This window comes from Citrobacter sp. Cb004, from assembly GCF_030337065.1.
GTDB classification, from domain to species: Bacteria; Pseudomonadota; Gammaproteobacteria; order Enterobacterales; family Enterobacteriaceae; genus Citrobacter; species Citrobacter braakii.
In genome coordinates this window covers 270663-295321 of the sequence record NZ_JAOWCH010000071.1, presented here as the reverse complement: position 1 = coordinate 295321, position 24659 = coordinate 270663, and the positions used below count along the sequence as shown (strand labels likewise).

The window sequence follows — 24659 nt, the reverse complement described above, 5'->3', positions numbered from 1 at the left end:
GTGAATCGCCACAGGTTTAACAGACACCTCAGAGTCATTTAAGATGACTTAAAGAGAGGTGCCCATGAGCGGTAAGCGTTATCCCGAAGAGTTTAAAATTGAAGCAGTCAAACAGGTTGTTGATCGCGGTTATTCTGTTGCCAGCGTTGCAACACGTCTCGATATCACCACCCACAGCCTTTACTCCTGGATAAAGAAGTACGGTCCGGATTCTTCCACTAATAAAGAACAGTCAGATGCTCAGGCCGAGATCCGCCGTCTCCAGAAAGAGCTGAAGCGGGTTACCGACGAACGGGACATATTAAAAAAAGCCGCTGTAGATTCAATCTGTCAACGCAACACCCCTTTCAATTATCTCTTTAGGTGTTTTGAACTTCAGTGTCTTTCTCGGTCTGTTGTTTAGCTGAGCTGCAACCTGATCCAGCTCATGTTGAGTATATTGGGCAAGGCATGTCTTTTTGGGAAAGTACTGTCGGATTAGCCCATTAGTGTTCTCGTTTGTTCCCCGCTGCCAGGGGCTCTGAGGATCGCAGAAGTAAACTTTAACTCCTGTGCTGCCAGTAAATTCCAGATGTCTGGCCAGTTCCATTCCTCTGTCCCATGTCAGTGATCGCCGGAGTTCAGGAGGTAAGCTCAGGAATTTATCTGTAAGAGCCTGATTCACTGATAAAGCGTCTTTGCCCCTGAGTCTCAGGATGATCGTATAACGTGATTTTCGGTCTACAAGTGTGGCTATATGGGAGTTTTTTGTACCCGAGACTAAATCGCCTTCCCAGTGTCCCAGAGAGCGTCTGTTATCGATATGCCGGGAACGTTCGTGGATTGGCGTTCCGTTCACTATGTTGATAGTGCCTCTTTCACCTTTGCGAGTATGGCGCCGGCCATGACGGAGGCTGTGCGATCGGCGCAGATGCTGTACGTTCAGGTGGTGTAGCGCTTCACGACTACGAAAGTAAAGCGTCTTATAAATTGTCTCAGGTGATATTCGTAGTGTTTTTTGACGCGGCTTCGCTCGCCTTAACCATCCTGATATTTGCTCTGGGGACCACTTCATCTCAAGCTTTTCCAGAACAAGCTCTCGCAACGGCATATTCTGATCCAGTAAGCATGGTTTTGGTCTTTTAGCCATTCTGTTGGCCCGGTTATTCGCATCAACGGCTTTGTAATAGCGCCTGCCACGATTACGCTGAACTTCACGTGAGATTGTCGAAGGGCTACGATTCAGCATTGTAGCGATGGCTCGAATGCTCATTTTAGCTGACAGACCGGCTCGTATTTCCTCGCGCTCAGACAGCGTCAGGTGAGCAACAGCTCGCTTGCGCTCATTGGGTTTTATGCCACCAGTATCTCTTAACATCGTGAAGATGGTTCCTGGTTTCGAGCCCAGGATATTAGCTATCTCACTGAAGCCTTTTCCGTTCTTCCACAGTTCAAAAACAGATGTTTTTTCCTTTGCTGTAAATGTCCGTCTCATCCAACAATCCTCCGCAACTACATGTTTTCACATGACTGTTGCGTTGACCAATTGAATCTACAGTAGCCTTTTTTAATATTTCGTTTTCCATTTCAATACGTTGTAGCTTTTTCTTCAGTTCACGAATTTCGATTTGTTCCGGTGTTATCGGAGAGGCTTTTGATGTTTTGCCCTGACGCTCTTCACGAAGTTGCTTGACCCATTTTGTCATCGTGGAAAGACCGACATCCATAGCCTTAGCGGCATCAGAGACGGTGTAGTTTTGATCGACAACCAACTGAGCAGATTCGCGTTTGAATTCAGGACTAAAATTTCTTCTTTTCATTGGAGCACATGTGTTGTTCTGAGATGAGCATATCACCTCTGTTCAGGTGGCCAAATTCAGTAAACCGCTACAGAAAGATGTTTGATGCGTCACAGCATGAGACGTGAATAGCGTAACTGCAGGTCTGAAGAAAAACCACAGTGCCGGATGGTGCTGTGGTTGTTATGTCTGTAATCCTGCAGCAAGAAAAAATATCAGTTACTGAGATAGTTGCAGGTGTTCACAGTATCTCCAACAACCAGTCTAAAAACTAGTATTAAAACTATCCCTTAATAAGTGACACGATGTGTCTGGAGATTCAAGGGGCTAATCTAGAAGGTTCATGGAATGAGTATCAGGTTACTGATTATCTGGTAGCATACCAATTATTCACACCGGCCTGCTAATGCATATTTTTCTGTATAACCGGTATTTTTAACAACATTGTGTTCGCTGTATACAATAACCAGAAACATCTCTTTTCATTCAAAAAAAACAACAATATCAATCCATTACAATCAGGAATCTATCAGTCCTGCATAACGTTTGTCATACTTGATATTTTTCAGTGATGAACTCATAATTTTAGTATCAGAAAAACACAGGATAACTTCATGATAACAATAGAACCCGATAAAATAATTATTATCTATGAAAATAACTACGTCCGGGAATGCATTGAACACATTGCTCCAGATAGTATTTTTAAATTTATAAAAGTGAATAACATTGCTGACTCTCAATATATAGCATCATCCTGTAACATTTACGCCATATTATCCGAAAGAAATACTATCTCCTCTTTGTGCTACATTTTTAAAATTCGTATGGTATACCATCATGCAGGCGTACATTTTATTTCCTTAAACAAACAATCTGATGTTGTCAAGCGGACAGTAGAATATATCGGAGGAACTTATGATGAGATTGGTTTTAAAATCATAGAATTCCAAAATGCGATACTGCGTTATATATCCAGAACAGATATTAATCACTATGACACATCCACAACTATTACCCCTCTCGAAGCAAAAATTATAGTATTATACCTGAATAATATCAGTAGAAAGAGGATTGCACTGAACCTGGGGCGTGACCCAAAGACGATTCACAGTCACATCCTTAATTCTTTAAAAAAATGAATGTTAAACGCTCAAGGGATCTGTTCCTATAGGAACAGGTAAACAATTCTGTGTAACTGCCACTGTATTAATCACTCATATGGTCACCGAACTCGAAAATGTAACTTATCTGCACTCTCCAGTTTTTGCTAATTAAATTCCATCGGTTGATATCTTTCATTGCCAGATCAATAACTTTCCATACTGTGCCAACAGTCGGGGACACTTTATTTTTCATAATAGAGACACTGCTTATGCTATGATCACGTCTGCTTTTACTGCTCTTCGATTTCCTGTCGTCCCGGGCTCCTGCAACCAACACCGCTACCTCTTTGGTCGGATCTTGTTTTTTGTGCAAACTTTATTAAATGTGGTATTAATCCATATATAAATTAATACCATTTTAATCTATATATTTTAAATCCTGTCCCAACAGGATTTTTTTGCAGACAATGATGCCGCAGGTTAAATGTAGCATCGCTTCATAGTTTTCGACCTTTTTCTCCCAACGGATCAGTATCGAAGAAGTTCATCCAACGATATATTCTCTCTTCAACCCATCAATGCTCTTTAAGGTCAATGTTTTTCTGGCATCGGACTCCACTTTACGAAACTGAATATGCGATTCGTAACGCCGACTTTTTGTAAGTGATGAGATGGTCTCCCCCTCATTAAGGAATGGTGGTTCGTCGGGCCTGCAGTGCGCGATGGAAAGGTGACCATTACTCTGTCACAGCTGGTAATTCTGCCTGATAAACTGGAGTGACGCCAGCCAAAAACATCTCGCCTTAACTCGCTAACAACGTTGAAAAAATCATGGCCGCGTCATAAAAGTGGCGATGTCTCAGGATTACCTCGCCCGTATCACTGTACTGAATAAAAACTTCGATGAAATACAGTCAGTTCAGTTTCGTTGGCTGAGGACAAGGTCTGCGTGCACTCTGCATTATCGTTCGGGTGTTCAGCTGTCACCAGGGGAATATAAACATCAATATTATCAGCGTTCCAGAGATGTCTGAATCAGCCATGGCAATTCATTTTTCGCTACATCCGGTCTTTAAAAAGAGCATCTTTATTTAATACGACAATGTTGACCGGTATATTTTTTGCACACTCAAGCAAAACAACACCATTTTATTCCACAGCAAATACATTACTTTTGTTAAATTAAACCATTTATTATGAAAGGCATTATATTAAAACAACATAACAAATACAAATCCATCATATAAGCTTTAATTTAAAAATAAATTTGATTTATATCAACTTAATAATATATATTATTCTCATAAAAACAAAAAAGGAGAATAAGAATGAAAAAACACTGTCACCCGACACTGACCAGTTATCCTGTTAAAACAAAAAATAATACAGAACTCTGCAGATTGTATAATCCTTACCTGTCTGAATTCACCGAAAAGCACAATGAAGTACAGGATTTTTATCTTCATTATGTTTCAGGCGTCCGTGACGATATCGTAAGGATAAAAGATTATGGACACAATCCTGACACTTATAAAAAATACAGCTTAAGAAAGGAGAGCGCCTGTGAATAATCATACAGTTAACAGTTTATTTTTCAGTAAAACAAAAAAAGACGTCCTGGACTGCATTGCAGCAGGAATCGATATTAACGCGCTGGACCAGTCAGGTAAAAATGCGTTATTTTATAACTATCACTTCAGTGCGATTGAGGCCATGATTGAAGCGGGAATAAACCTGAACCATACAGACAGTCACGGCAATACGGTTCTGTTTCGTGGAACAACGCCGGAAATACTCAGACTGTTAATCGACTCCGGCATTAATATTCACCATGTAAATAACCGGGGAGAGACCTGCCTTTTCCATCAGTGGCATAATGAAGAATGTTCCGCCATTCTCATTAAAGCCGGGGTGGATGTTAACAGTACAGATAATGACGGACAAACGCTTCTTTACCGGTTGTTCAGGCATGACAGTCTTGATTACTGGGTAAATGCGGGTTGTGACCTTAACCACAGGGATAATGACGGTAACACTGCACTGCACCTGCCAGACAGAAAAGGGATTGTGTATGATTATAAATTAAGCGCTGTCACTCGTCATATCGACAGGACAGATAACACCCCCATTCTGTTCAGGCATCTTTCTGCTGAAGGGTTATCCCTGATAGCTTTACTTCATCAGAAAGGACTTAACTTTACCATTGCTGAACACTGTACCCTTTCTCTGTATGTAAAAGATATGAAAGAATTTTTCGGGAAATTAAAAACATACACGGACATCAGTCATGTTCATTTTTATAATGATAAAAATAAACATATTTGCAGCTATACCGGTTTTGAAATCATCAAATGGTTTATCCGGAATGGTATCAGAATGGATGACGACATTCTGAGAAAACGTGCCGATTCTGATAAAGTCTTTGATTATATAGCAGGAAGAGAGAAAAAGGACTTATTCAGGGTCATGAAACCTGAACTCACCCCGGTACCGAAGAGAAAAAGAATATGAAATTTCTGCGTTAATCATTCCCTGTCCGGCCTGAAAGATTCCATTCATGATAAATAACCGGATAAGTCCTGACGAGTAAGTTTTCTGACAAATGGCTTACTCATTTTATCATTTACTGATTAATTTTATTATTTGCACTGCAACAGCTTGACTTATTTATTTCATCCGTTATCTGTAATCATACAGCATATGAAATAAGGATGAACATGAATAACAACATAAATAATGACGATGACATAACCAGGGTGACAAGGCGCGGAAAATTTTATACGGACAAACTTCCACACAATGAGAGACGAACCCACTGCGTCAGCGTCAGATTAAATAAAAAAGAATTAATTATTCTCGACAGTAAAAGAGGCCAGTATAAGAAAGGTGAATGGCTGAGAATGGCTTCCCTGAACAAGCTCCCGCCGGTACTGCCTGAAATAAACCGTGAGGCATGGATTAAACTCGGCAGGCTTTCGCAGGATTTAAATCACCTGTCAGAGCATCTCTGCAGCAAAAGCCCTGACAGCGAACTCACACGTACCGAACTCTTTGCCCTCCGCAGACAAATACATCTGCTTCGTGAGCATCTCCTCCCCTCCTCCTTCCGGAGTCAGACCGATGAAAGGCATGCAGAAAATAAAAAGGGGTAAACAGTTCGCAGGCGTGGTTTTCTACAGTCTGAAGCCTGGCACTCATCACAAGGTCACGCCTTATGTTACTGGTGGCAATATGACCGGCAGTACAGCTGCAGAACTCATCAGTGAGTTTGAACACGCCGGGCAGCTACGACCTGATGTTGCCAGACCCGTCTGGCATAATTCACTTCGCCTGCCAGAGGGAGAAACACTCTCCGTCAGAAAATGGACCGCATTTGCTGACGATTACATGGCCCGGATGGGGTTCACGGAAACACACCTGCGTTGTTATATCCTGCATGACGATACCGACGGGCAGCATATCCATATTATTGCCAGTCGCATTAACCTGGCCGTTGGAAAGCTGTACCTGGGAAAAAATGAAAATCTTATCAGTACCCGGATTATCAGCGAGCTGGAACGCGTGCACGGGCTCACTGAAACGACACCCGCCACAGGCAGCCGTCGCAGGGATAAAGGTAAGCCTTCCCGCAATGAGCTGAAGATGGCGGAACGAACGGCAACGCCCTGCCCCAGGTCTGCCCTGCAGGGTCTGATTGATAATGTTTTAACCGACCGCCCCGATTTACTGACCTTTGTCCGACTGCTGCAACAGGCTGGCGTGACCTGCAAACCTAATATCGCGTCGACGGGAAAAATGAACGGGTTTTCTTTTCAGTACCAGGGCATTGCCTTTAAAGCCTCTCAGCTCGGTAAAAAGTATGGCTGGTCTTCTCTGCAAACGCTGATTGATTATTCACCCGAACACCTGCTCCTGCTGGAAAGGGAGCAAAAGCCAGCTCCCGCATCAGTGCCAGTGCCAGTGCCAGTGCCAGTGCCAGCATACGAACCTGAAGAACAGGCGGTAAACCGGGAAACCATTCTGGAGAAAATCCTTCAGCTTGAAGAAAAAATTCGTCAGGAAAGGCAACAGGAAACAGTGGATGTCATTCAGCTCAGGAACAAACTGCACAATACAGCCCGTCAGATACCCCGCCAGCGTCGTCTGCATGCCTGGCTTGTCGTGCTCAACCATCTTGTGACGCTTCTCAGGCGCCGGGGCCAGTCTCTGTTGCATGCCACAGCACACCCTTTCCGCCAGATTTGGCATTTGCACCTTCTGACACCGGATTATTTCAGGGCAAACAATCCACTTAAGGAACAATCGGTTAGAAACAATCACTGTCGCCCACCACAGGTGGGCTAGTCCATAAACCAGTGACAGTCAATAAAATATTGATCGTTTATACAGATCGATAATATAGTTATGATAGTTATAACCTATCGCAAAAGATCCATCGATCGGTACAAGCAATTTTACTAAAGCGGTTCATTCATCGAAAATCCTCTGAAAGACATCACCTTAAATCAGGCCAGGGAGTCGCAATGAGTAACCAGACCGTTCAGTGCCCCTTTTGTTTTAAAGAAAGTCCCTACGGCGTTAAAATTTGCACCGGATGGCATTCAAAAGTGGTTTACGGTGAAAGTCCGGCCAGCGTGGCATTACTGTTTCCCTTCGTCGCATTCGGTCTCAGCTGGCTAGCCTTTTCATGGACCGGAAGCACGCCTGTCGCAGTCATTACGTTTTTCGTAAGCTGTATTTTTCTTATATACAAAATAAAAAAGGTCTATGCAGACCGGGTTGTGTTTATACAACGAAATTAATTTCACACTTTATAACACATTAAAATGAGAGCGTTTATGAACAGACTCATTGCTTCTGTATTTGTTATTTCCGTTTTTCTTACTTCTGGTTGCTCAACATCAGGCAATCAGCGACTCAAAAACGAAACATCACAAAGTCTGCAGTCGAAAATCATCAAAAATAAAACCACCAAATCAGAAATCATTACCGAACTGGGTGAACCGGATACCAGAACCACGCTGGACAGTGGTAATGAAGAATGGACTTATTTTATGAATAACAACCAGTTTGATGCCACCACATTCATTCCCGTTGTTGGACTGCTGACGGGGGGTTCACAGTCGCAGGCCAGAACGCTGGAAATCGAATTTAAAGGCGGAACGGTTAGTAAGTGGACATTCTCTGAAAACAACACCAGGATGAAAACCGGTCTTATTCAGTAAATCCCCTTACACCCAGGAATGAATTTATGAAAACATATGCTTTTACCACACTCGTTGCTTCCATTTTTTTCCTCAGCGGGTGTAACAGTGAACCGTCTGAGCAGGATATTTACACTGCGATGAATAAGGTCGTGGAGCAGACGAATGCCATCGTTAAATCCATAGCAGGTAAAGATGTCCCGAAAGATGCACTGCGGACGTTAAACTCCGTCAAAAAACACGACTGTGTCAAAGAGTCGGATAAAAGCTATAAGTGCAACGTCACTGCAGTCGTCGACAACGAGAAACGTACCGCTGCTGTCACGCTGGTCAGAACAGATGATGGCTGGCAGGTCGTTGACAGGTAAGACCGCAAAAAAACCCGTCCCGGGCAGGATGCCGGATGACAGGCTCCTGTTTTTTTGTGCCCGGATCCGGCGCAGCGCCACGAACAGGACAACGCAGTGAGATGTTGACAGTTGTGGATGATACGACGTCGCCATCGCGCTGTATTGTCCTTAACCCTCCCGAAGCCTCACAGTCTTTTCCTGCCGCCTGGACGTGGTGGTGTGTATGCCATCGAACGCGAGATACGCCCTCTCTCATACTGTGCCAGTAAATCAGCATAGATGCGCTCAGCCTCATCAGGGTCTTTTGAAATATAGCTCACAAGCGAGTTAAGGGACTGAAGCAGTGGGCCGCTGTTGGCGAGCTGTCTGAGCAGGTTGCCGTTGAGACGGGATACAACACCGATAAACATCTGCATGATATTATCCACGTGAAAACACGAATTGCTGTACTGCGACCGTGCATAAAAATACTTCAGGTGATAACCGACGAACAACATATAGAATTTACGGTAGAATTCATTATTTTTAGCCTGTTCAGGATGCCGGGTAATATATTTATCAATAATCAGTATAAATTTCTCTTCCTGCGACAGGGTGCCGTCATTACGCATAATTCACTCCTTTTTTAGTTTTTATAATTAAGTACTATCAGGTCTGGATATAAAATCAATACATCCGCGAAAATAATTTCATCCTCCTGAGAAAGAAATGTTTTTTATCAAAAGAAACTCCGGCAACTGACGCTGTCAGGATAATTCAGGGAAAATAAACAGATGGATATTTTCTTTCGCCTGTAGTGTCATTTCCTTTGTTCAGATAAAAAACCTCAGGAATATTTTTAACAGGGTGCTTTGCACCGGCTTCCGCCCATGACTCCGGACAGACATGACATTTAACTTTTTCTCCCAAAGACAAAGCCCTTCTGATAAAAATCACATGCAGCGCCGCTGAGTGCCCACAGCACTCACCCGCTGAAGGTACCCGTGTTTTTCCGGTGGGTTTCCGGCGTGAGCCGTATTCTGACTGCCGGTAAATCACTGATATCAGACGACCTGCGCGAAGCGTATTACATTCAGTATGTAAAACACAGCAGCAACGTACTGAAGCCCGGTGGCGCAACATGCAGGTGGCGCGGGCTTCATTAAAAGAAAGAATAAAACAGGAAGCAAACCAGCAATAACCGTGCTTATCATAGAGTACACATGTGAACTTTATGGCAATCAGGTGCGAAGCTGTGGTTTCTTGTTTCTTTATTATTCTTTTATCTTGCAAAACGAAATGGAAAATAACCAAACCAAATCAATGCATTATCACACCACCATGATTATGAAGTTCACCACCAAAAATTATTCATCTCATAACAGGTGATGGTAAAACTTACCCCTCTTCGTAATAACTCTCATAACCTGTCCTGTTTCAGCCTGATATCCCTGTCAGATAAAAACTTTAAAAAAATAATTACATTTCATTAAAAATACCATTGACAATAATTTTTAATATGCCATAAGTGATATCACAATAATAAAAAGGAGGCATTATGTCAGACACAAATATCATTTTAACCAAACAACAAAAAGCCGTTATCGCAAAAGCCCTTGACGTCAGCCCTGAAGAATTAGAAGAAATCAGTGTCAAAACCAGCACGCACAAAAAGACGTCCTTTCGCGACGACTTTTCTCTGATATTCAAAGGTAACATTGCCACACTCGCCAGAATGAAACTGACTCCCACGTCGTTTAAAATTGTTATCTATCTCTTTTCAGTCCTTGATTACGGGAACATTCTGGTGAATTTTTCACAGGCAAAAATTGCCGGAGAACTTGGACTGTGTAAATCCAATGTTTCACGTGCATTCAGGGAGCTCTTTGACAAAAAAATACTGCTCAGGGATGCTCCTGATGGTCATGTTTACCTGAATTCGAATTTATGTGTAAAAGGTATTCCTCACCGCTTTAATGCAGAGCAGATGGATAAGTTCAGGAAATCCAGGGCAGAGACTGAGGATTTTGACAATGCCTTCAGTCTTTATCATTCAGGAAGAAGAACAAAGACGACCGGAAAAACCAGAAAGATTGCACCTGCAGACGATATCCCATTCTGACTGACGCACCTGCGTCAGTGATAACCCCTTATCACCGCAGACTCGCCCACAAAGAATTTACAGCACGGTATGGTAGCAAAATGATCGCGACAAGAACTGGCATGCTATGGTGTGCTATGCTGTGGAATGTTTATCGAATAGTGCATTAAACCTTAAAGTTACAGACAGCGATGGAGCGAGGAAATATCCTGACGGATGAACCAGGATGACGATAAACAAACTCAGACAGCTAAAGTCGGGGCATTTTTATATTTGAAACAGCCACTAATTAAGGCATCCGGAAATAATAATACAGATGTATTACGTGTACTCATCCCTGCGTTTGCTGGCCCGGGCAGCATCATCCAGGTCCGTCTTCATCCGCTCAATTTCGAGCCGCATCACTGTCAGGTGACGCCCGGGAACAGCCGGCATTGAGCACGCTTTTTGATAACGCATTTCTGCTGCTGCCACCCGGATACGTTTGCCACGCAGACGCTTCTCATTTTCAGTCATACATTACTCCATTCATGAAAATATATTCTTGTTCAGCGAGTATTATCTCATATTTCTGTCTGGCATATCCTGAAGAGGAGAAACCCTACCAGACGAGGAATATATGGCAACCCCTTACAATATCCTTTTAGGAAAAATCCTGGGATGAAGATTTTCAGCATGGCAGTTGCCAGGAATCATAATGATGATATTTTTGCTGATCAACTTTGCAGTATTTCTGCCTGATATCACTGTAACATTTTACACAGTATATATTCCTGCGAACGCGACAGGAATGACAGCACTACCGGACAATCGTCTTTTCGTTTCCGCTTGTCAGATATATATTTCTGAAATTTATTTTTTACTGAGCAACATAATATGAGATCTGGAGTACGGTGTAAATTTCAGCCCTCTGGATAATGCCTGCAACACCGGAAGAACACCTCAGGAGAAGGCATTCTGAAAAAAAAGCCCCCGGCCCGGGGGCAATTCAGAGTGAGGCGGTTCTTATTATCGCAGTTCTTACATACTACCCTTAGTGGACCCTACCAGCCCTGTAGCACAGAGCAAGTCCTTATCCGGATTTTTTAAGTTATTTCTCATATATTAAGATTAATCCTGGTTTCATTGCCGTGGCTGCTCCAGCGCACCGCGTTATGAGTGCTGGTTTTCCGGCTTATTTGAGGGTAATCCACCGTTACAGAACCGTGGAATCTGCTGTCTCTGTCAGCACCTGTGATACAACCCATGATTCGGAGGGACGGCTTTGCTGGAGTTCCCGCACCATCAGTGCCGGCATCCATCCATTTTTCAGGTATCTGAGGAAATGTTCCATCAGGTTGTTGGCGCTTCCGGCAGTTTCCTGGCCATCATTCTGCTTTATCCGGTACCAAATCTACGGGGCAAAAAGCGTATACATAAAGTCAGAACCGAAAAATCAACCAAAACCCGTTGTTCTTCAGATTGCCCCCTGAAAGGGAGTCTCCTGCAGAACAAATCCCCGTCAGACTTTACGACGACAGGAAGACCCGTCCGGACTGCCTGTTCAGGAATGATCCGGTCTGCTGATGCCGACTGACAGAACTTCGGTAAAATCCAGGCCAGTCCTGCCCGGGAAGGACTCGTCAATGACGTTTTCATCTCCGGGACTGTTTCTCATTGACGAGGGATTCCAGACATTCCTGCAGCTCTGCGTTGATGGTTATTTCCGTATCGCTATACTTCAACAGACCATACAGCATAAACATAAAAATATTCGAAAATTCAGTTTCTTCTTCACGGTTTAAGTACTTCCGGCAGGATTCAATCGCTTCCTTCATATCATCCGGGGAGGCAATGAAGGTGCAGACATAAGTTTTATCATCCGGAACCGTAAATTCGTTAACCATATTAAATCTCCTTTGCTGTCGGGTAAGGTTATTTTTATCTGTATGCATCACAGTCATCTGCTTAAACCAGGCAAAATCAGATATTTATTCATCCAGCCTCCAACGACCAGTCTAAAAACCAGTATTAAGGCTATCACTTATTTAAATGATACAAGCTGTCTGGAGATCCAGGGGGCTAGTCTATTCAGCCTGCACAGTGCAATGACGAAGAATATCTTTATAGCTGACATCGGTTTGTCCTGACGGAACCATCTACGTCGTAAAACAGGGGCAGCAGACATTTTTCTCTGTAGCCGCCCTGTCTTTCTCAGGAAAAAATCACTTCTTTTTTCCGCCAGCATTTTTTTCATTGACCAGATGTGCGATATATTTCGCCACATCCGTGTCTGTTGTAATTTCTGTACCATCTTCATACGCTACAGAAAACAATATAAAAATAAGGGTCTGCAGGAAACTGGCGTCTCCATCCGACACTGAATAATCCCGATATTCCTCAGCAGCCTTATCGAGATTCTCCTGCGAAGTAACAAATGCACAAACAAACTCTTTACCTTGTGAAACGGAAATGGAAATATTCATTTTTATTCTCCTGTACTTATTTATTTTAAACCTGAGTATTTATATCGTTTTCAGGTTCATTTATTATTTACGGGTGTCATGACTGCGTATATATTCTGATTTTTCAGGACTGTTGTCGCCATTCAGGTGGTGCCCTTGCTTCCCCTGAATAGCAACGGCTATTTTTATAATCTGAGTTGTCGTTTTTCATAAAAATGCTCCGGAGTCAGGCTGCCTGCTGACGTGAACGGTCAATGACGGACTGGATCCACGCATCGACTTCACTTTCAATAAAAGCAATGGATCGGCTTCCTGTTTTAACCGGCCGGGGAAAACGCCCTTCCCGGATAAGACGATAAATCCAGGCCCTGCCATAGCCTGTTTTATTCAGCACTTCAGGAAGACGGAGCAGGCGGAGAGTTTGATTTTTCATATTGTTTTCCTCATTGTTGCGTCAGTGAGGAGAACAATACGGGAGAACGAAAATAAAAAGGAGGGAGCTTCAGACAGGCAGACAGGCCGTTTTCCGGATAAACCGGCCTGCCGGAAAACCGGCGCAGTCAGTATCAGGGAATTTCGTGGCCCCGAAATTCCCCTGTTATGGCATCACTGGCAGACTAATTCTGGTCACGCGCGGCCAGCTTAAGCACATCCGAAACGGCCATATCCTTCAGATGACTGTTTTTGTTCATAAAAAAATGAAACTGCCTGATAAAATCGGTTGTCGTCGCTTTCATTGCCAGCGGTCGATCCGTGTCCTTTATCTGGTCATCATACCGCACCTCTTCATCATCCAGAGAGTACAGCAGTCGTGACAGCCAGCCGTCTGAGATACGAACATCCTGCTCCTTCGCCCAGGCAAGAATATCAAGCATCGGAATGATACGGTTGTTGATGATTTTTTTGATCGTGCCATACCCGAACCGGATGGCTTCGAGGGGATCCGGCGCAATATGTTTCACCCTGCGCCACTGTGGTAACACTGATTTCAGTGATTCCGCTATTTCCTCATCCGTACCGCTGGCTAAATCGACTTCAAACATGACCGTCCGGTCAAAAAGATCCGGAACAGCATCACCAACGGATGTGTCTTCAAAATATTCGTTTATTCCATATTCATTGTATCCCTGCCAGGAAAAGATCCCACGCTGCATTAAGACAATACTCAACAGCGCGATCCGGTCTACTGTTGGCAATACCAGATGAGGAGGCTGAAAGAGGCGATAGAACGGGTCCAGATCACCCAACCGCTCCGGAGGGACCAGAAAAGGGTTGCCGTTACAGATTTTGTTACGGTTGATCCCGATAAAGAATTCTTCGTTACCTTCAGGTGGCGTTTTAAAAAAGAAGGTCCTGGCCAGGAGTTCGTGGTACAACAGGATCAACGGCAGCTCTTCAAATTTCCTGTAGTTATCAAGGTTAAACCATTTTTTCAGTTCTTTTGTATGCGTCGCGTTCCAGTTCTTCATATGATCCCCATGCAAAAAATCTGTTCCGCTTCATCATAAGTGACTTATGCCGCCACCGGAAGTCATCATTCAGTCATGATAACCATCCGTGAGAACGATCTGTCAGGGGAGCCGGATGCCCCCCTCTATACAGAAAACGAAAGGAATCATTTGCACAAAATCCGCAGACTGTCGTAAATTTACCTCAGGCATTTCTGTTGTATTAACGGGTGGTTTGTTGATGGTTGTCTCCCGTACAGCAGAAATGCCAGCTTTTCCCTCTTGCATCCCACGGAATATCTGATATGTAGTATCTGACTGGCATAAAATAAGGGAGATACTGATGGAAATACCGATGAACATACAACGATTATTTGATTTTTATATTCAGGAGTCATTCTTTAAGGCCACATCACACTGCGATGTGGAGCGATTTTTGAGCCCGAGTAACGATATAAATATCACTGACAACAACGGGAATAATGCACTTTTTGAATGCAGAACACCTGAAGCAATGGCATTTCTTATCAGTAATGGCATTAATATTCATCATATTAATGATGCAGGGCAAAATGCACTCCACTATCAAAAAGATCCTGTACTGCTTGAGAAATTAATCAGTCTGGGTCTGGATTTGAAGCAAACGGATATTTATGGACGGAGCTGTATTTATGGCCATATCAGAAACCCTGAAAGCCTTAAAGTCTTACTGAGCGCGGGTTGCGATATAAACCACAGCGATAACAAAGGGAACACGCTTTTACATTGTCCCGTGTCCCCGGAAGTACTGTCCCTGGCAATTGACACCGGATGTGACGTTAACATCATAAACCATGCAGGAGAAGGTATTATTGAAAACTTCCGCAGTGATGAGTTTTTTGAAATCATTCTCTCCCATATTGATAAATTTCAGAAGAGAACATTACATGTCGATTTCTGTAACTATCAGACTGCTTTTTTTCTGTTTGACCTGTACGAACTGGGGTTCAGCATTCAGCTGAATAAAAACCACGTCATCATCAACAGTTATATTGAAGATTATAAAGATATTTTGTTGATGCTTAACTACGTCAGTGATATTCATGATGTTAAATTTTACAACGATAAAAGGATACCGCTGTATAAAGGCATTAATAAAGAAACTGTTAAATGGATGATTAGAAATGATTTTCTTGTTGATCTGACAAAGACAGAGGGAGATAAAAATCATAAAGAACTTGTCGCCTATAAAACCCGACGAGAACAGAGAGAACTTGCAAGGGTTCTGAAAAGCAGCAGAGGTAAACCCGCCATAACTAAAAATGGCGGAAGACTGTAATACACATTAAACATGTCTACTGTTCATCACATTTTTTACAGACGGTATAAAGTATGACGTTTCAGACAAACATTGTATCTCCGGAAGAAAGAACAGAAATCCTTGACACAATAAATCGCTGGCTCCACGAACAGATATTTCCCTATAAACGACCTTCAGCACAATTATGTGAACAGGCAATCACCCCGGTTAACGCTTTTCGTATTATAACAAATAAGAAAAAATTCGATCTTTACTTCAGATTCGGACAGACATGGGTTAAGCACGAAGAAAAAACAATAGTGATTGCAAGAACTGGATTTGAAAATCAGCGCAATGGTCATGGCACTTCTTTATTAAAAGTACTTACAGAAATCGCAAAGAAGTACCGGTATAATTATATAGCCATCGAAAGTGTCAATTCAAACAGCAGAGCATTTGCTTTAAACTTTGGTTTTGAAGAACATATTCACAGCAGTAACTATTATGTTTCCACAGACAAACTGAAGTCAAAACTCTCCATCCGGTAATGTTAACCAGATAAACCATTGTGGTGACAGGATCACCACAATGGCTTTCTCAATCACCGACAACTTCGGTAACCAGAGTATCTTTTGCTATGCTGTCGTAATAAAATTTAGTCAATTGTGAAGTCAGAAAATCATCCATTAATACTTTAATAAATAAGTCTTTTGATACTTTGGTATCTAAAGAGATCTTCGTTTCCTCATCGTTAAAACGAATACGGCCTTTCAGGGTTGGATACGTTTTACAGAACTGAATAATACTGACGTTATCAATCCCCGCATTAATTACAGGTGAAGCCTTCGCTACACGCGTTAACTTCCTTGCATATTTAACATCGTTAATTAACTCATGTAATACGTCCATATTAGTAAGGATATTCATATCACTGACAGACTGCATTCCTCTGGCTGCTTCTTTTTTTATCACATCATGAAAACCAAACATTTTTTCTATCAGAAGCAAATCTACAACAAACAACTCTCCGCTAATTTTCATAATCTGGAAGTTACCACTTACCCTGAAGAAGTCCTCTTTTATTTCCTTCAGCTTGGTATCCGATTTCATAAGAAAAAAACCGTCCCGTGAAAATATGTTCACGGGTGCCATTGTTTTATACAACGTCATTTTTCTTTCCGCATTACCTATGCAGATTAACAGAACTTTTATATCTTCAAGTTTATGAACGTTGAAATCAAACTCCGGCTCATCCGGCTGGCCCAAAGCCTGATTCAGACATTTTAATTCATCCGGTACCGGAATGTCATAGTGATACAGGACCTTACTTCTTTCATCAACTGATGATAAAGGCAATACGGTCAAATCTTCATTTTTGAGAATATCCTTGTTAATCACATTCAAAAAAAGAGATTTCAGTCCGTTTTGGGCTGGAGATTCAATATCCATTCTCAGAGGGGCGTTGTTACCTTTCACGATAGCATAAACTATAACGGCAACATCGTCTTTATTATTAATATAATACTGCAAATCAGCGTCTAAACGTTCTTTTGTCACAGCCTGTGTAGTCATAAAAACCTCAATTGCCAGAATAATAAACCCGGTCATCCAGTACAATATAGCTGAACATTTTACCCGCTTCTAATTTTCTGCGAGTTATAACGATCACACCCTCCCTTATAACATTTTCAGAGATATTGATATCGACCTTATAAATATTAAAACCTAATAATGCGAGAGATGGGTTTGCATAAAAAAGATCTGTTTTTATATAAATCACACCCATAATAACCAATAAAGCGACTAAAACTAATACATATCTTTCTTTCTCAAAATCAAAGGTTATTAGTGGAATAATATATGTAGCCAGAAATGTTAAATGTTCGTAGTTTATTTTCTCTAACTTGACTATTTTAACCGGAAGCTCAACAGATTTTTTAGTGTCATATTTAAATCTGTAATAGGCGAAAAGCGAATATAACAACAAGATAATACATATAGCAGACACTATGTTATTTTTTAATAGCACCTCCCACCCAATAAACTTACATTGTGATGAAAAACATACCGGAAACTTACATGTAATGAAGATAAAAAACACAAATAAAATAGCAAGGGATAAAATATATAAGTCCACCTTTCTTCTTATTTGCTCCTTATTTTTTCTCGATTCGGCATTCACAGCATCCTCCTTGAGGGGGCTGAAATATAGCCTCCTCTGTTATAAACATACCTGTAACGCGGCTTTGTTGAATAAATCAGATTTCGGGTAAGTCTCCCCCGTAGCGGGTTGTGTTTTCAGGCAATACGCACGCTTTCAGGCATACCTGCTTTCGTCATTTTGTTCAGCGCTCGTACCAGGGCCATAGCCTCCGCAACCTGACCATCGTAGTCACGCAGCGTCAGTGAACCCCCGAACAGCTGTTTTACCCGGTACATCGCCGTTTCCGCTATCGAGCGACGGTTGTAATCTGTTGTCCATTTCCACCGCGCATTACTCCCGGTCATTCGCTGATTAGCCACTGCACGGTTACGGTCTGCATATTCACCGGGCCAGTAACCCGCACCTTTTCGGGGAGGGATAAGCGCGCTGATTTTCTTACGCCGCAGTTCATCGTGACAGAGCCGGGTGTCGTAAGCGCCGTCTGCCGATGCTGCCCTGATTTTTCTGTGAGTCTGCCGGATAAGACCCGGGAAGGCTTCTGAGTCCGTCACATTGTTCAGCGACAGGTCTGCACAGATGATTTCATGTGTGTTGCTGTCAACTGCCAGATGCAACTTTCGCCATATACGACGGCGTTCTTTGCCGTGTTTTTTGACTTTCCATTCGCCTTCACCAAAGACCTTCAGCCCGGTGGAATCAATCACCAGATGCGCGATTTCACCCCGGGTGAACGTTTTGAAACTGACATTAACCGACTTTGCGCGCTTGCTGACACTGGTGTAATTCGGGCAGCGCAACGGAACATTCATCAGTGTAAAAATGGAATCAATAAAACCCTGTGCAGCCCGCAGGGTCAACCTGAACACGCGTTTAATGACCAGAACGGTGGTGATGGCGAGATCAGAATAGCGCTGAGGTCTTCCCCGTGATGAAGGCGTTGTCGACTCATACCAGGCCTGAATAGCTTCATCATCCAGCCAGAAAGTTATGGAGCCACGGTTGATGAGGGCTTTATTGTAGGTGGGCCAGTTGGTGATTTTGAACTTTTGCTTTGCCACGGAACGGTCTGCGTTGTCGGGAAGATGCGTGATCTGATCCTTCAACTCAGCAAAAGTTCGATTTATTCAACAAAGCCTATTTTAGCAGCCCTCTCTTCTATATGAATAATCTCTGATATGCCAAAGAATAAACCGTTATAATTTGAATATTCAAACTTCCAGCATAAAGAGTAATTACCATCCGCACTTAATGGACTATAAAAATCTGTACTATTTTCCGATAGGACTTCAATAGAACGATAATCGATGAAACTTGCATTTAAATCATAGACAAACTCTTTGAGTAAATCGCTGCGAACTTTATTCATCTGGTTAAAAATCATAAATGCCGATTCAATAGAATGACCATCCTTGCGGATGATTTCTGACAACTCACGACTATTATCCATTATAAACTCACCATTAATCGACTGGTTGATATATTTAATCAATGATTCAACAAATATTCTGACTGCACCAGCCCGAACATGTAATAAACACGTATTTAGCCATTCGACGACGTCATACCATGATATTGTAAGGATATGTTGCCTTATTGTTTCCTGAGTAGTGTCGGGAAGAGACCATTCACTCGGCTCGTGGTTGCATAAATAAATTAACTTCCAGGGCCTTTCACGTTTGTTCAGCCATAGCGCATAATCCCGTAACTGGTTTTCCTGATCTGCTGCCCATGGTTTATTTTCGATAGCAATAACACCTTCTGAAGAGGTCAGTAACAGGTCTATCTTTCTTCCATTTTCGATAGTGACTTCATAATCAACCCTGACTTTATCTCCGGTAGCTACAGGGCTATCGTGTCCACTCTTTTCGATGAGGGAAAGAAATCCCTTTAGAAACAGTGCTGACTGCCCATGAGTTCCATCAGGAGAAAGCAAAAATCGTAGATAGCGTGAAAGAGCCAGTTCATCATTCTTCAGCCAGTCCATAAGGCTGAAATCAGGTGCCAGCTCGGCCTGATAGCGTAATTTAGCCAGAGCCGTCACTTCATTCCATCGTACAACACTTTCCAGAAGCGTCGCTGCATTCTGCAGCTGTATCTCATTCATTGTCTTACTCGTTACAAAATGGTGTTCTGTACCTTAATGTCGCGCTCGGTGAAATCAAGGGAAATCGAGAACAGTCCTGATTAGCATCAACACAAGACAACCGTAGTGGTAATCCTCGAAAAGGGCATCCCTATTTTCTTAATAACAAGGTAGAATTCTGGTAGGTTTTATTTGATCATTTTGTGATGTATTCCGATGTAATGCTCGATATGAAAGTTTTTTGTAAGGCTATCCAGTCAAACCGCGCTTCTCAAAGGCAGTTCATAAGCAGTTTTAAAGGGATTGAAAATCCCCGTGTCCTTGGTTCGATTCCGAGTCAGGACGCCACTTATTCAGAGCTTGTTCGTTAAGAGATAAAATCCTTAACGGGTAAGACAGCAGTCCCCATACGGCATGATGATGGTACTCGTGTTACCACATCAGTTGAAAACGGGACTTAAATCCAGAGAATGCGCATACCATTTTCTGGATTTTTTTATGTCCGCACTTTATCCGTTCAAAAGCCAGTATCTAGCCCTTTCTCTCGTTCTGATCGCTAACGCTGCAACTATTTTCCGGTTCCTCAAATTCACGACAAATTAATGTGATGCTTTCCATGGGAATTGGCTCTTCTGTTAGACCACACCAGGGATGCCCATTTATCGACTGATGAAACCGGCAAAAATGGCACTCACCGAACATTCTGGCCCCCTGATTTTTCTGCATACTCCGCAGATGGGCCAGAAAAACTGTTTTCAGTTGTTCCTCAGAAAAAGCTAATGAATCCCACGGCTCCTGCAGTGTCTCCTGCATGATGCTATGCATCACTTCACTCGCTTTGGATGTCAGAACCAGATGGACAACCCGTTTATCCTTGCCGTCATTTTCTCTTCTAATCCAACCTTCACGCTCTAGTTTATTCAGGGACTGCGATACCGTGCCTTTAGTCAGCCCGAGGTATTCCGTGGTTGCAGCGGGCGTATTGGAATAACCATTGCATCGCGTTAAATAGAAAAGAATCTGAACCCATGTTGTGGGAAGTCCTTTCAGTTGCGGATGGCGATAAAAGCTGCCCATTTGCAGGCTCACCAGGCGTTCAAGAATATCAAAGAGTGTCACAGTAACCTGCCTCTGCTTGCCGGGATACGTGCTGGATAAACAAACGTCCAGACTTTCTAACGATAGGGATTTACTGTCATCAATAGTATCGATTCAAAACCATATTGACAATATTTTCAGTGTGTGTGTAATATCAAATGGTATCGATTCGATACCATTTGATATTACACAAGGAAAGTCATCATGAGTAAAACAGCCGTTTTCTTTCATGCAGGTTGCCCGGTATGCGTAGATGCAGAACACCAAATCGCACTGGCACTCGATCCCGCTCAATACACGGTAGAAATCGTTCATCTCGGAAATGATAAAACCCGACTGAATGAGGCCATCGAAGCTGGTGTGCAATCTGTTCCGGCCCTGGTACTGGATGGCGGTATCCCGCTTCACATCAACTTTGGTGCGTTTATTAAAGATCTGCTTTAAGGATAAAAATGAAACGTATTGCGATTGTATTAGCAATGGCTGTCGCCACCTCTGCCGGTGCACATGGCAATGAGCCTCATCAGGGCGGAATTAAAACCAGCGCCGACAAGGCTGTATTGGCTGAGTTTGATATTGTGCACACTAAAGTCACTACCGAAGGGAATGTTGCCACCTTCCATATGGCAGTTTCCGGCAAGGCAGGTAAAAGTAAGCCTGCAGTAACAGGTAAGCTGGCGGGAACGGAAATTTTCTCTTATGTCTGGCCGACAACGATCGATCCGTATGAAGTGGGATTTGAACATAAGGCCGGTATCCTGGCACTGGCGGTAACATCCCATCCTGATCTGGATGATACGCCGCTGTATGATGAAAATGGCGATGGTAACCGCAACAATGATGGCGATCTGTGGCATACCCACTGGGTGGTGCTGAAGCCTAACGAGGTCTGCGGGCCTGACGCACTGGCCGTAGTTGATATTCCTGAGGGACAAAAACCTAGGCTGCCTAAAACCTGGCCTGGCTTGCCGGTACTGTTGGACAGTCCGGGCTGGAATCCTACGCTGACAGGTGAAACTGTAGAAGTGAAAGTTCCGTTCGATAATATTGGGGTGGTCACTGCCAGCCAGTTTGATGGCGTAACTGCCGGGCTACGAGTTAATGCGTCCGTTCATGCGCCGCTACTTTGCGTCGAGGATGTATTTAAAGTGGCCTCTGGCAAGCTGACGCTGCCGGGGAAAGTAAACCAGTAACGGAAATTAACCCGCACCACAGTGCGGGTTCTGGAGTTAACATGAATATCATTCGTCATCCGCGAGCACCAGCATTGACAATTGAACGCTGGTTTAATACGTCACAGCCGATAACCCTGGAATCATTACGCGGCAAGGTCGTGGTAATGGAATCATTTCAGATGCTGTGTCCTGGCTGTGTTTCCCATGGACTGCCGCAGGTTTCACGTGTGTATGCCACTTTTCCACAGGATAAGGTGGCCGTTATTGGCCTACATACGGTTTTTGAACATCATGAGGTAATGACCGCACAGGCACTGGAAACCTTTCTATCAGAATACCGCATCCCTTTCCCCGTCGGGGTGGATATGCCGTCTCCTGACAATGATGTCCCCCAGACCATGCTGTCCTACGCTATGCGCGGTACACCTACGTTGACGTTAATTGATCAGCAGGGATACCTACGCCAGCAATATTTTGGTCAGGTACCAGACTGCGCAGCCAGTTGTTCAGTTCAAGTTCAAGCAGACGGCGATCTTTGGTCGTACCTATATTTTCTCGCTGCAGGATTTTCAGGTAGTGAGCGATACGAGAAAGCAGGAAGATATACGGTAGACGTGAGTTAATCCGGCTGTTAGCCGTCGCTTCCGCTGTATCAAACAGCGCAGGTTTTTGAGCCGAGTTAGCAGAAAAGAAGCAGGCGTAATCACGATTCTTATAATAAGAAAGCGGAATAAAGCCGAGGTTGGCGAATTCAAACTCCCGGGTTTCTGGAATCATCACCTCAGACGGGATCTTCACCTGATTACCTGTCCCCAGATCGTACAGATGGATAGGCAAGTCTTTAACCGCACCACCCGCCTGTGGTCCACGGATCTGGACGCACCAGCCATTCTTGATAAAACTTTTCACCATGTTCACAGCGAAAGAGAAAGAGGCGCTGGTCCACAGATATTTTTCATGATCCGGGCCCTTAACTTCTTCAACATAGTTAAAACTACGTACCGGCACGGTATCAGGACCATACGGCAGGCGACCCAGAACACGCGGCATAGTTAATCCGATATAGCGTGAATCGTCGCTATCACGGAATGCTTTCCACTTGATGTATTCAGCTCGTTCGAAATAATCATTGATATCTTTTATGGCCGCGACTTCTTCCATATTTTCCTTCAGGAAGAATTTCGGCCCAACGGAACCAATGAACGGCATATGACAGGCAGCCGACACACCCGAAATATTGCGCAGCAGTGCAATATCCTGCGGGCTGTTATCAAATTCGTATGCTGAAATCATTGCCGCAATGGGTTCGCCGCCAGGCTGATCATATTCTTCAATATAAACATGGCGATACAACCCGCTTTGGATAAGTTCCGGCGCGTCGTCAAAATCATCACGCAGCGCATCCTTGCTGATATCCATCATTTCTACACGGACATTTTGGCGAAAATCGATACCGGTGATCATCGAATGCACACCACGCCAGAGCGATTCTTGTTTTTGAAATTCAGCATGGTGCATAACTTCATTAACCTGGTCGCTAATCTGCTTATCCAGACGAGCAATCTGCTCATCCAGCAGCGTTTTATCCAGGCGCTCTACTGGCTGCGCAGCATCCGCGAGGCAAGAGACCAGAACCTGAATAGCGGCGGTCACGCGTTCAGCCGGAGCGGCATCAGAAAGCGCTTCATCGCTCTGCCATGCATCTACATTTTTTAATGTCGAAACCGGGGAAAGATTAATTTTGTCAAAGAGGGATTGATAAACGCTGCGTTCACTGGTCGTGGTGGTCGCGACTGAAGAGGTATGTTCCTGAACAGACATCAACATATTCCTTTTATGATCCTTTACTATTCCTGCCAATTAAGCGGAGGAAACCCTGTATAACGTTAAATCTCTTCTGGCATCATGGTTGCCAGTTCATCACGCAGTTCCTGACTCAGGGCTGGATTTTTGAGGATGATTTCCAGCTCGCGACGAAAAGCAGCGTTATCGAGTAAGTTAGATTTCAGGTCGCGCAGTAAGTTACGCATAGCCAACAGAACGCGTAATTGTGGGATATTTCGTGCGACCTGTTCAGGTTCAAAATCGCGGATATTTTTAAAGGTAAGGTTAATATCGTCAGTTCTGTCATCACCAGCTAACGTATTTTTAACACTCATATTTACTACTGGTGCGAACTTAGCTAACACATCATTGAAATTATTTTTATTAATATCAACCTTTTCGCGCTCGGATAATGGTCGTTGTTCTCTACCATTACTGAAATCACCTACAGCCAAAAGTTTTAACGGCAATTCAACCTTTTTCTGAACGCCTCCGGTATGTAAATCTAACTTAATATTAACGCGTGCCGTCGGCACTTCATTCTGAAAACTGTCACCCATACGTCCCTCTCAGACCGGCGGTTCCTGCCGATATTTTACATTTCCTAACGGAGCATTTTCCAATCG

General features: G+C 43.3%; 27 protein-coding genes and 5 pseudogenes. 16 read left to right on the top strand and 16 right to left on the bottom strand.

The annotated features are described in order from the left end of the window. Positions 1-64: 64 nt before the first annotated feature. Positions 65-313 (top strand): annotated as a pseudogene (locus tag OGV65_RS25370) (transposase); the annotation flags it as partial. Between the two features lie 9 nt (positions 314-322). Here the strand turns inward: OGV65_RS25370 and OGV65_RS25365 are convergent. Together OGV65_RS25365 and OGV65_RS25360 are read right to left on the bottom strand one after the other, a co-directional pair. Then, positions 323-1474 (bottom strand): IS30-like element IS30H family transposase, encoded by a 1152-nt coding sequence (locus OGV65_RS25365; RefSeq protein ID WP_191249251.1) that lies wholly within the window; start codon positions 1472-1474, stop codon positions 323-325. Between the two features lie 67 nt (positions 1475-1541). Next, positions 1542-1799 (bottom strand): annotated as a pseudogene (locus tag OGV65_RS25360) (transposase); the annotation flags it as partial. 593 nt (positions 1800-2392) lie between these two features. On the opposite strand from OGV65_RS25360, the gene OGV65_RS25355 reads away from it, so the two are divergent. From OGV65_RS25355 to OGV65_RS25315, 9 genes and pseudogenes are all read left to right on the top strand, one after another. Continuing rightward, positions 2393-2920, top strand: coding sequence for a helix-turn-helix transcriptional regulator (locus tag OGV65_RS25355; protein ID WP_286455590.1), 528 nt, complete (start codon positions 2393-2395; stop codon positions 2918-2920). A gap of 634 nt (positions 2921-3554) precedes the next feature. Next, a pseudogene (locus OGV65_RS25350) lies at positions 3555-3665 on the top strand (IS66 family insertion sequence element accessory protein TnpB); the annotation flags it as partial. A gap of 547 nt (positions 3666-4212) precedes the next feature. Beyond that, entirely contained in the window at positions 4213-4455 is a 243-nt protein-coding gene (locus tag OGV65_RS25345) for a hypothetical protein (protein WP_286455589.1), read from the top strand. Continuing rightward, entirely contained in the window at positions 4448-5395 is a 948-nt protein-coding gene (locus OGV65_RS25340) for an ankyrin repeat domain-containing protein (protein WP_286455588.1), read from the top strand. The genes OGV65_RS25345 and OGV65_RS25340 overlap by 8 nt, the downstream gene beginning before the upstream one ends. Positions 5396-5601: 206 nt before the next feature. Further along, a complete protein-coding gene (locus OGV65_RS25335) occupies positions 5602-6036 on the top strand; it encodes an ATP-binding protein (protein ID WP_286455587.1) in 435 nt (144 codons plus the stop codon). Further along, a complete protein-coding gene (locus OGV65_RS25330) occupies positions 6005-7228 on the top strand; it encodes a relaxase/mobilization nuclease domain-containing protein (RefSeq protein ID WP_286455586.1) in 1224 nt (407 codons plus the stop codon). The genes OGV65_RS25335 and OGV65_RS25330 overlap by 32 nt, the downstream gene beginning before the upstream one ends. 179 nt (positions 7229-7407) lie before the next feature. Continuing rightward, the gene (locus tag OGV65_RS25325; RefSeq protein WP_286455585.1) at positions 7408-7686 is read left to right on the top strand and encodes a hypothetical protein; all 279 of its coding nucleotides are present in this window, start codon (positions 7408-7410) and stop codon (positions 7684-7686) included. 36 nt (positions 7687-7722) lie between these two features. Beyond that, positions 7723-8109 carry an SEN1984 family lipoprotein gene (locus tag OGV65_RS25320; protein WP_286455584.1) on the top strand — a complete coding sequence of 129 codons (387 nt, stop codon included), beginning with the start codon at positions 7723-7725 and terminating at the stop codon, positions 8107-8109. 26 nt (positions 8110-8135) lie between these two features. Next, positions 8136-8456 (top strand): cell wall-binding protein, encoded by a 321-nt coding sequence (locus OGV65_RS25315; protein ID WP_286455583.1) that lies wholly within the window; start codon positions 8136-8138, stop codon positions 8454-8456. Between the two features lie 167 nt (positions 8457-8623). Here the strand turns inward: OGV65_RS25315 and OGV65_RS25310 are convergent, their stop codons facing one another. Together OGV65_RS25310 and OGV65_RS25305 are read right to left on the bottom strand one after the other, a co-directional pair. Next, positions 8624-9049 carry a hypothetical protein gene (locus OGV65_RS25310; RefSeq protein WP_286455582.1) on the bottom strand — a complete coding sequence of 142 codons (426 nt, stop codon included), beginning with the start codon at positions 9047-9049 and terminating at the stop codon, positions 8624-8626. A gap of 145 nt (positions 9050-9194) precedes the next feature. Then, positions 9195-9731, bottom strand: a complete 537-nt coding sequence (locus tag OGV65_RS25305; protein ID WP_286455581.1) for a hypothetical protein — start codon at positions 9729-9731, stop codon at positions 9195-9197. A gap of 244 nt (positions 9732-9975) precedes the next feature. On the opposite strand from OGV65_RS25305, the gene OGV65_RS25300 reads away from it, so the two are divergent. After that, the gene (locus OGV65_RS25300) at positions 9976-10539 is read left to right on the top strand and encodes a helix-turn-helix domain-containing protein (RefSeq protein WP_286455580.1); all 564 of its coding nucleotides are present in this window, start codon (positions 9976-9978) and stop codon (positions 10537-10539) included. 300 nt (positions 10540-10839) lie between these two features. Here the strand turns inward: OGV65_RS25300 and OGV65_RS25295 are convergent, their stop codons facing one another. From OGV65_RS25295 to OGV65_RS25275, 5 genes are all read right to left on the bottom strand, one after another. Next, positions 10840-11034, bottom strand: a complete 195-nt coding sequence (locus OGV65_RS25295; protein WP_286455579.1) for a hypothetical protein — start codon at positions 11032-11034, stop codon at positions 10840-10842. Between the two features lie 1118 nt (positions 11035-12152). Continuing rightward, positions 12153-12404: a hypothetical protein gene (locus tag OGV65_RS25290; RefSeq protein ID WP_286455578.1), complete on the bottom strand. Its 252-nt coding sequence runs from the start codon at positions 12402-12404 to the stop codon at positions 12153-12155. A gap of 318 nt (positions 12405-12722) precedes the next feature. Continuing rightward, a complete protein-coding gene (locus OGV65_RS25285) occupies positions 12723-12983 on the bottom strand; it encodes a hypothetical protein (RefSeq protein WP_286455577.1) in 261 nt (86 codons plus the stop codon). Between the two features lie 205 nt (positions 12984-13188). Further along, positions 13189-13395: a helix-turn-helix transcriptional regulator gene (locus OGV65_RS25280; protein ID WP_286455576.1), complete on the bottom strand. Its 207-nt coding sequence runs from the start codon at positions 13393-13395 to the stop codon at positions 13189-13191. 184 nt (positions 13396-13579) lie between these two features. Continuing rightward, positions 13580-14431: a DUF6387 family protein gene (locus OGV65_RS25275; RefSeq protein ID WP_286455575.1), complete on the bottom strand. Its 852-nt coding sequence runs from the start codon at positions 14429-14431 to the stop codon at positions 13580-13582. A 322-nt stretch (positions 14432-14753) separates the two neighbouring features. On the opposite strand from OGV65_RS25275, the gene OGV65_RS25270 reads away from it, so the two are divergent. Together OGV65_RS25270 and OGV65_RS25265 are read left to right on the top strand one after the other, a co-directional pair. Continuing rightward, positions 14754-15728, top strand: a complete 975-nt coding sequence (locus OGV65_RS25270) for an ankyrin repeat domain-containing protein (RefSeq protein WP_286455574.1) — start codon at positions 14754-14756, stop codon at positions 15726-15728. Between the two features lie 53 nt (positions 15729-15781). Beyond that, complete coding sequence (locus tag OGV65_RS25265; RefSeq protein ID WP_286455573.1) at positions 15782-16237, top strand: N-acetyltransferase; 456 nt, start codon at positions 15782-15784, stop codon at positions 16235-16237. 49 nt (positions 16238-16286) lie between these two features. On the opposite strand, the gene kwaB is transcribed toward OGV65_RS25265, so the two are convergent. The 5 genes from kwaB to OGV65_RS25240 all read right to left on the bottom strand — a co-directional run bounded on the left by kwaB (position 16287) and on the right by OGV65_RS25240 (position 21055). Beyond that, positions 16287-17261: an anti-phage protein KwaB gene (kwaB, locus tag OGV65_RS25260; protein ID WP_286455572.1), complete on the bottom strand. Its 975-nt coding sequence runs from the start codon at positions 17259-17261 to the stop codon at positions 16287-16289. A 7-nt stretch (positions 17262-17268) separates the two neighbouring features. After that, a complete protein-coding gene (gene kwaA / locus OGV65_RS25255; protein ID WP_286455571.1) occupies positions 17269-17871 on the bottom strand; it encodes an anti-phage protein KwaA in 603 nt (200 codons plus the stop codon). Between the two features lie 116 nt (positions 17872-17987). After that, complete coding sequence (locus OGV65_RS25250) at positions 17988-18956, bottom strand: IS5 family transposase (protein WP_077483231.1); 969 nt, start codon at positions 18954-18956, stop codon at positions 17988-17990. A gap of 17 nt (positions 18957-18973) precedes the next feature. Continuing rightward, positions 18974-19957: a PDDEXK-like family protein gene (locus OGV65_RS25245; protein ID WP_286455570.1), complete on the bottom strand. Its 984-nt coding sequence runs from the start codon at positions 19955-19957 to the stop codon at positions 18974-18976. A 510-nt stretch (positions 19958-20467) separates the two neighbouring features. Further along, positions 20468-21055 carry a MarR family winged helix-turn-helix transcriptional regulator gene (locus OGV65_RS25240; RefSeq protein ID WP_286455569.1) on the bottom strand — a complete coding sequence of 196 codons (588 nt, stop codon included), beginning with the start codon at positions 21053-21055 and terminating at the stop codon, positions 20468-20470. Between the two features lie 183 nt (positions 21056-21238). Between OGV65_RS25240 and OGV65_RS25235 the strand changes: the two genes are divergently transcribed. The 3 genes and pseudogenes from OGV65_RS25235 to OGV65_RS25225 form a co-directional block, all read left to right on the top strand. Continuing rightward, entirely contained in the window at positions 21239-21478 is a 240-nt protein-coding gene (locus tag OGV65_RS25235) for a thioredoxin domain-containing protein (RefSeq protein WP_016154483.1), read from the top strand. Between the two features lie 8 nt (positions 21479-21486). After that, positions 21487-22227 carry a hypothetical protein gene (locus OGV65_RS25230; RefSeq protein WP_049282737.1) on the top strand — a complete coding sequence of 247 codons (741 nt, stop codon included), beginning with the start codon at positions 21487-21489 and terminating at the stop codon, positions 22225-22227. Between the two features lie 41 nt (positions 22228-22268). Further along, positions 22269-22616: pseudogene (locus OGV65_RS25225) on the top strand (redoxin domain-containing protein); the annotation flags it as partial. 55 nt (positions 22617-22671) lie between these two features. Here the strand turns inward: OGV65_RS25225 and tssC are convergent. Together tssC and tssB are read right to left on the bottom strand one after the other, a co-directional pair. Next, positions 22672-24030, bottom strand: a pseudogene (tssC, locus tag OGV65_RS25220) (type VI secretion system contractile sheath large subunit); the annotation flags it as partial. 65 nt (positions 24031-24095) lie between these two features. Next, positions 24096-24593: a type VI secretion system contractile sheath small subunit gene (gene tssB, locus OGV65_RS25215; protein WP_016157465.1), complete on the bottom strand. Its 498-nt coding sequence runs from the start codon at positions 24591-24593 to the stop codon at positions 24096-24098. Positions 24594-24659: the final 66 nt, after the last annotated feature.

Coding starts and splice junctions, on each gene's coding strand:
- OGV65_RS25365 (WP_191249251.1), bottom strand. CDS start 1,474: ATGAGACGGACATTTACAGCAAAGGAAAAAACATCTGTTTTTGAACTG.
- OGV65_RS25355 (WP_286455590.1), top strand. CDS start 2,393: ATGATAACAATAGAACCCGATAAAATAATTATTATCTATGAAAATAAC.
- OGV65_RS25345 (WP_286455589.1), top strand. CDS start 4,213: ATGAAAAAACACTGTCACCCGACACTGACCAGTTATCCTGTTAAAACA.
- OGV65_RS25335 (WP_286455587.1), top strand. CDS start 5,602: ATGAATAACAACATAAATAATGACGATGACATAACCAGGGTGACAAGG.
- OGV65_RS25330 (WP_286455586.1), top strand. CDS start 6,005: ATGAAAGGCATGCAGAAAATAAAAAGGGGTAAACAGTTCGCAGGCGTG.
- OGV65_RS25325 (WP_286455585.1), top strand. CDS start 7,408: ATGAGTAACCAGACCGTTCAGTGCCCCTTTTGTTTTAAAGAAAGTCCC.
- OGV65_RS25320 (WP_286455584.1), top strand. CDS start 7,723: ATGAACAGACTCATTGCTTCTGTATTTGTTATTTCCGTTTTTCTTACT.
- OGV65_RS25315 (WP_286455583.1), top strand. CDS start 8,136: ATGAAAACATATGCTTTTACCACACTCGTTGCTTCCATTTTTTTCCTC.
- OGV65_RS25310 (WP_286455582.1), bottom strand. CDS start 9,049: ATGCGTAATGACGGCACCCTGTCGCAGGAAGAGAAATTTATACTGATT.
- OGV65_RS25300 (WP_286455580.1), top strand. CDS start 9,976: ATGTCAGACACAAATATCATTTTAACCAAACAACAAAAAGCCGTTATC.
- OGV65_RS25295 (WP_286455579.1), bottom strand. CDS start 11,034: ATGACTGAAAATGAGAAGCGTCTGCGTGGCAAACGTATCCGGGTGGCA.
- OGV65_RS25290 (WP_286455578.1), bottom strand. CDS start 12,404: ATGGTTAACGAATTTACGGTTCCGGATGATAAAACTTATGTCTGCACC.
- OGV65_RS25285 (WP_286455577.1), bottom strand. CDS start 12,983: ATGAATATTTCCATTTCCGTTTCACAAGGTAAAGAGTTTGTTTGTGCA.
- OGV65_RS25280 (WP_286455576.1), bottom strand. CDS start 13,395: ATGAAAAATCAAACTCTCCGCCTGCTCCGTCTTCCTGAAGTGCTGAAT.
- OGV65_RS25275 (WP_286455575.1), bottom strand. CDS start 14,431: ATGAAGAACTGGAACGCGACGCATACAAAAGAACTGAAAAAATGGTTT.
- OGV65_RS25270 (WP_286455574.1), top strand. CDS start 14,754: ATGGAAATACCGATGAACATACAACGATTATTTGATTTTTATATTCAG.
- OGV65_RS25265 (WP_286455573.1), top strand. CDS start 15,782: ATGACGTTTCAGACAAACATTGTATCTCCGGAAGAAAGAACAGAAATC.
- kwaB (WP_286455572.1), bottom strand. CDS start 17,261: ATGACTACACAGGCTGTGACAAAAGAACGTTTAGACGCTGATTTGCAG.
- OGV65_RS25245 (WP_286455570.1), bottom strand. CDS start 19,957: ATGAATGAGATACAGCTGCAGAATGCAGCGACGCTTCTGGAAAGTGTT.
- OGV65_RS25235 (WP_016154483.1), top strand. CDS start 21,239: ATGAGTAAAACAGCCGTTTTCTTTCATGCAGGTTGCCCGGTATGCGTA.
- OGV65_RS25230 (WP_049282737.1), top strand. CDS start 21,487: ATGAAACGTATTGCGATTGTATTAGCAATGGCTGTCGCCACCTCTGCC.
- tssB (WP_016157465.1), bottom strand. CDS start 24,593: ATGGGTGACAGTTTTCAGAATGAAGTGCCGACGGCACGCGTTAATATT.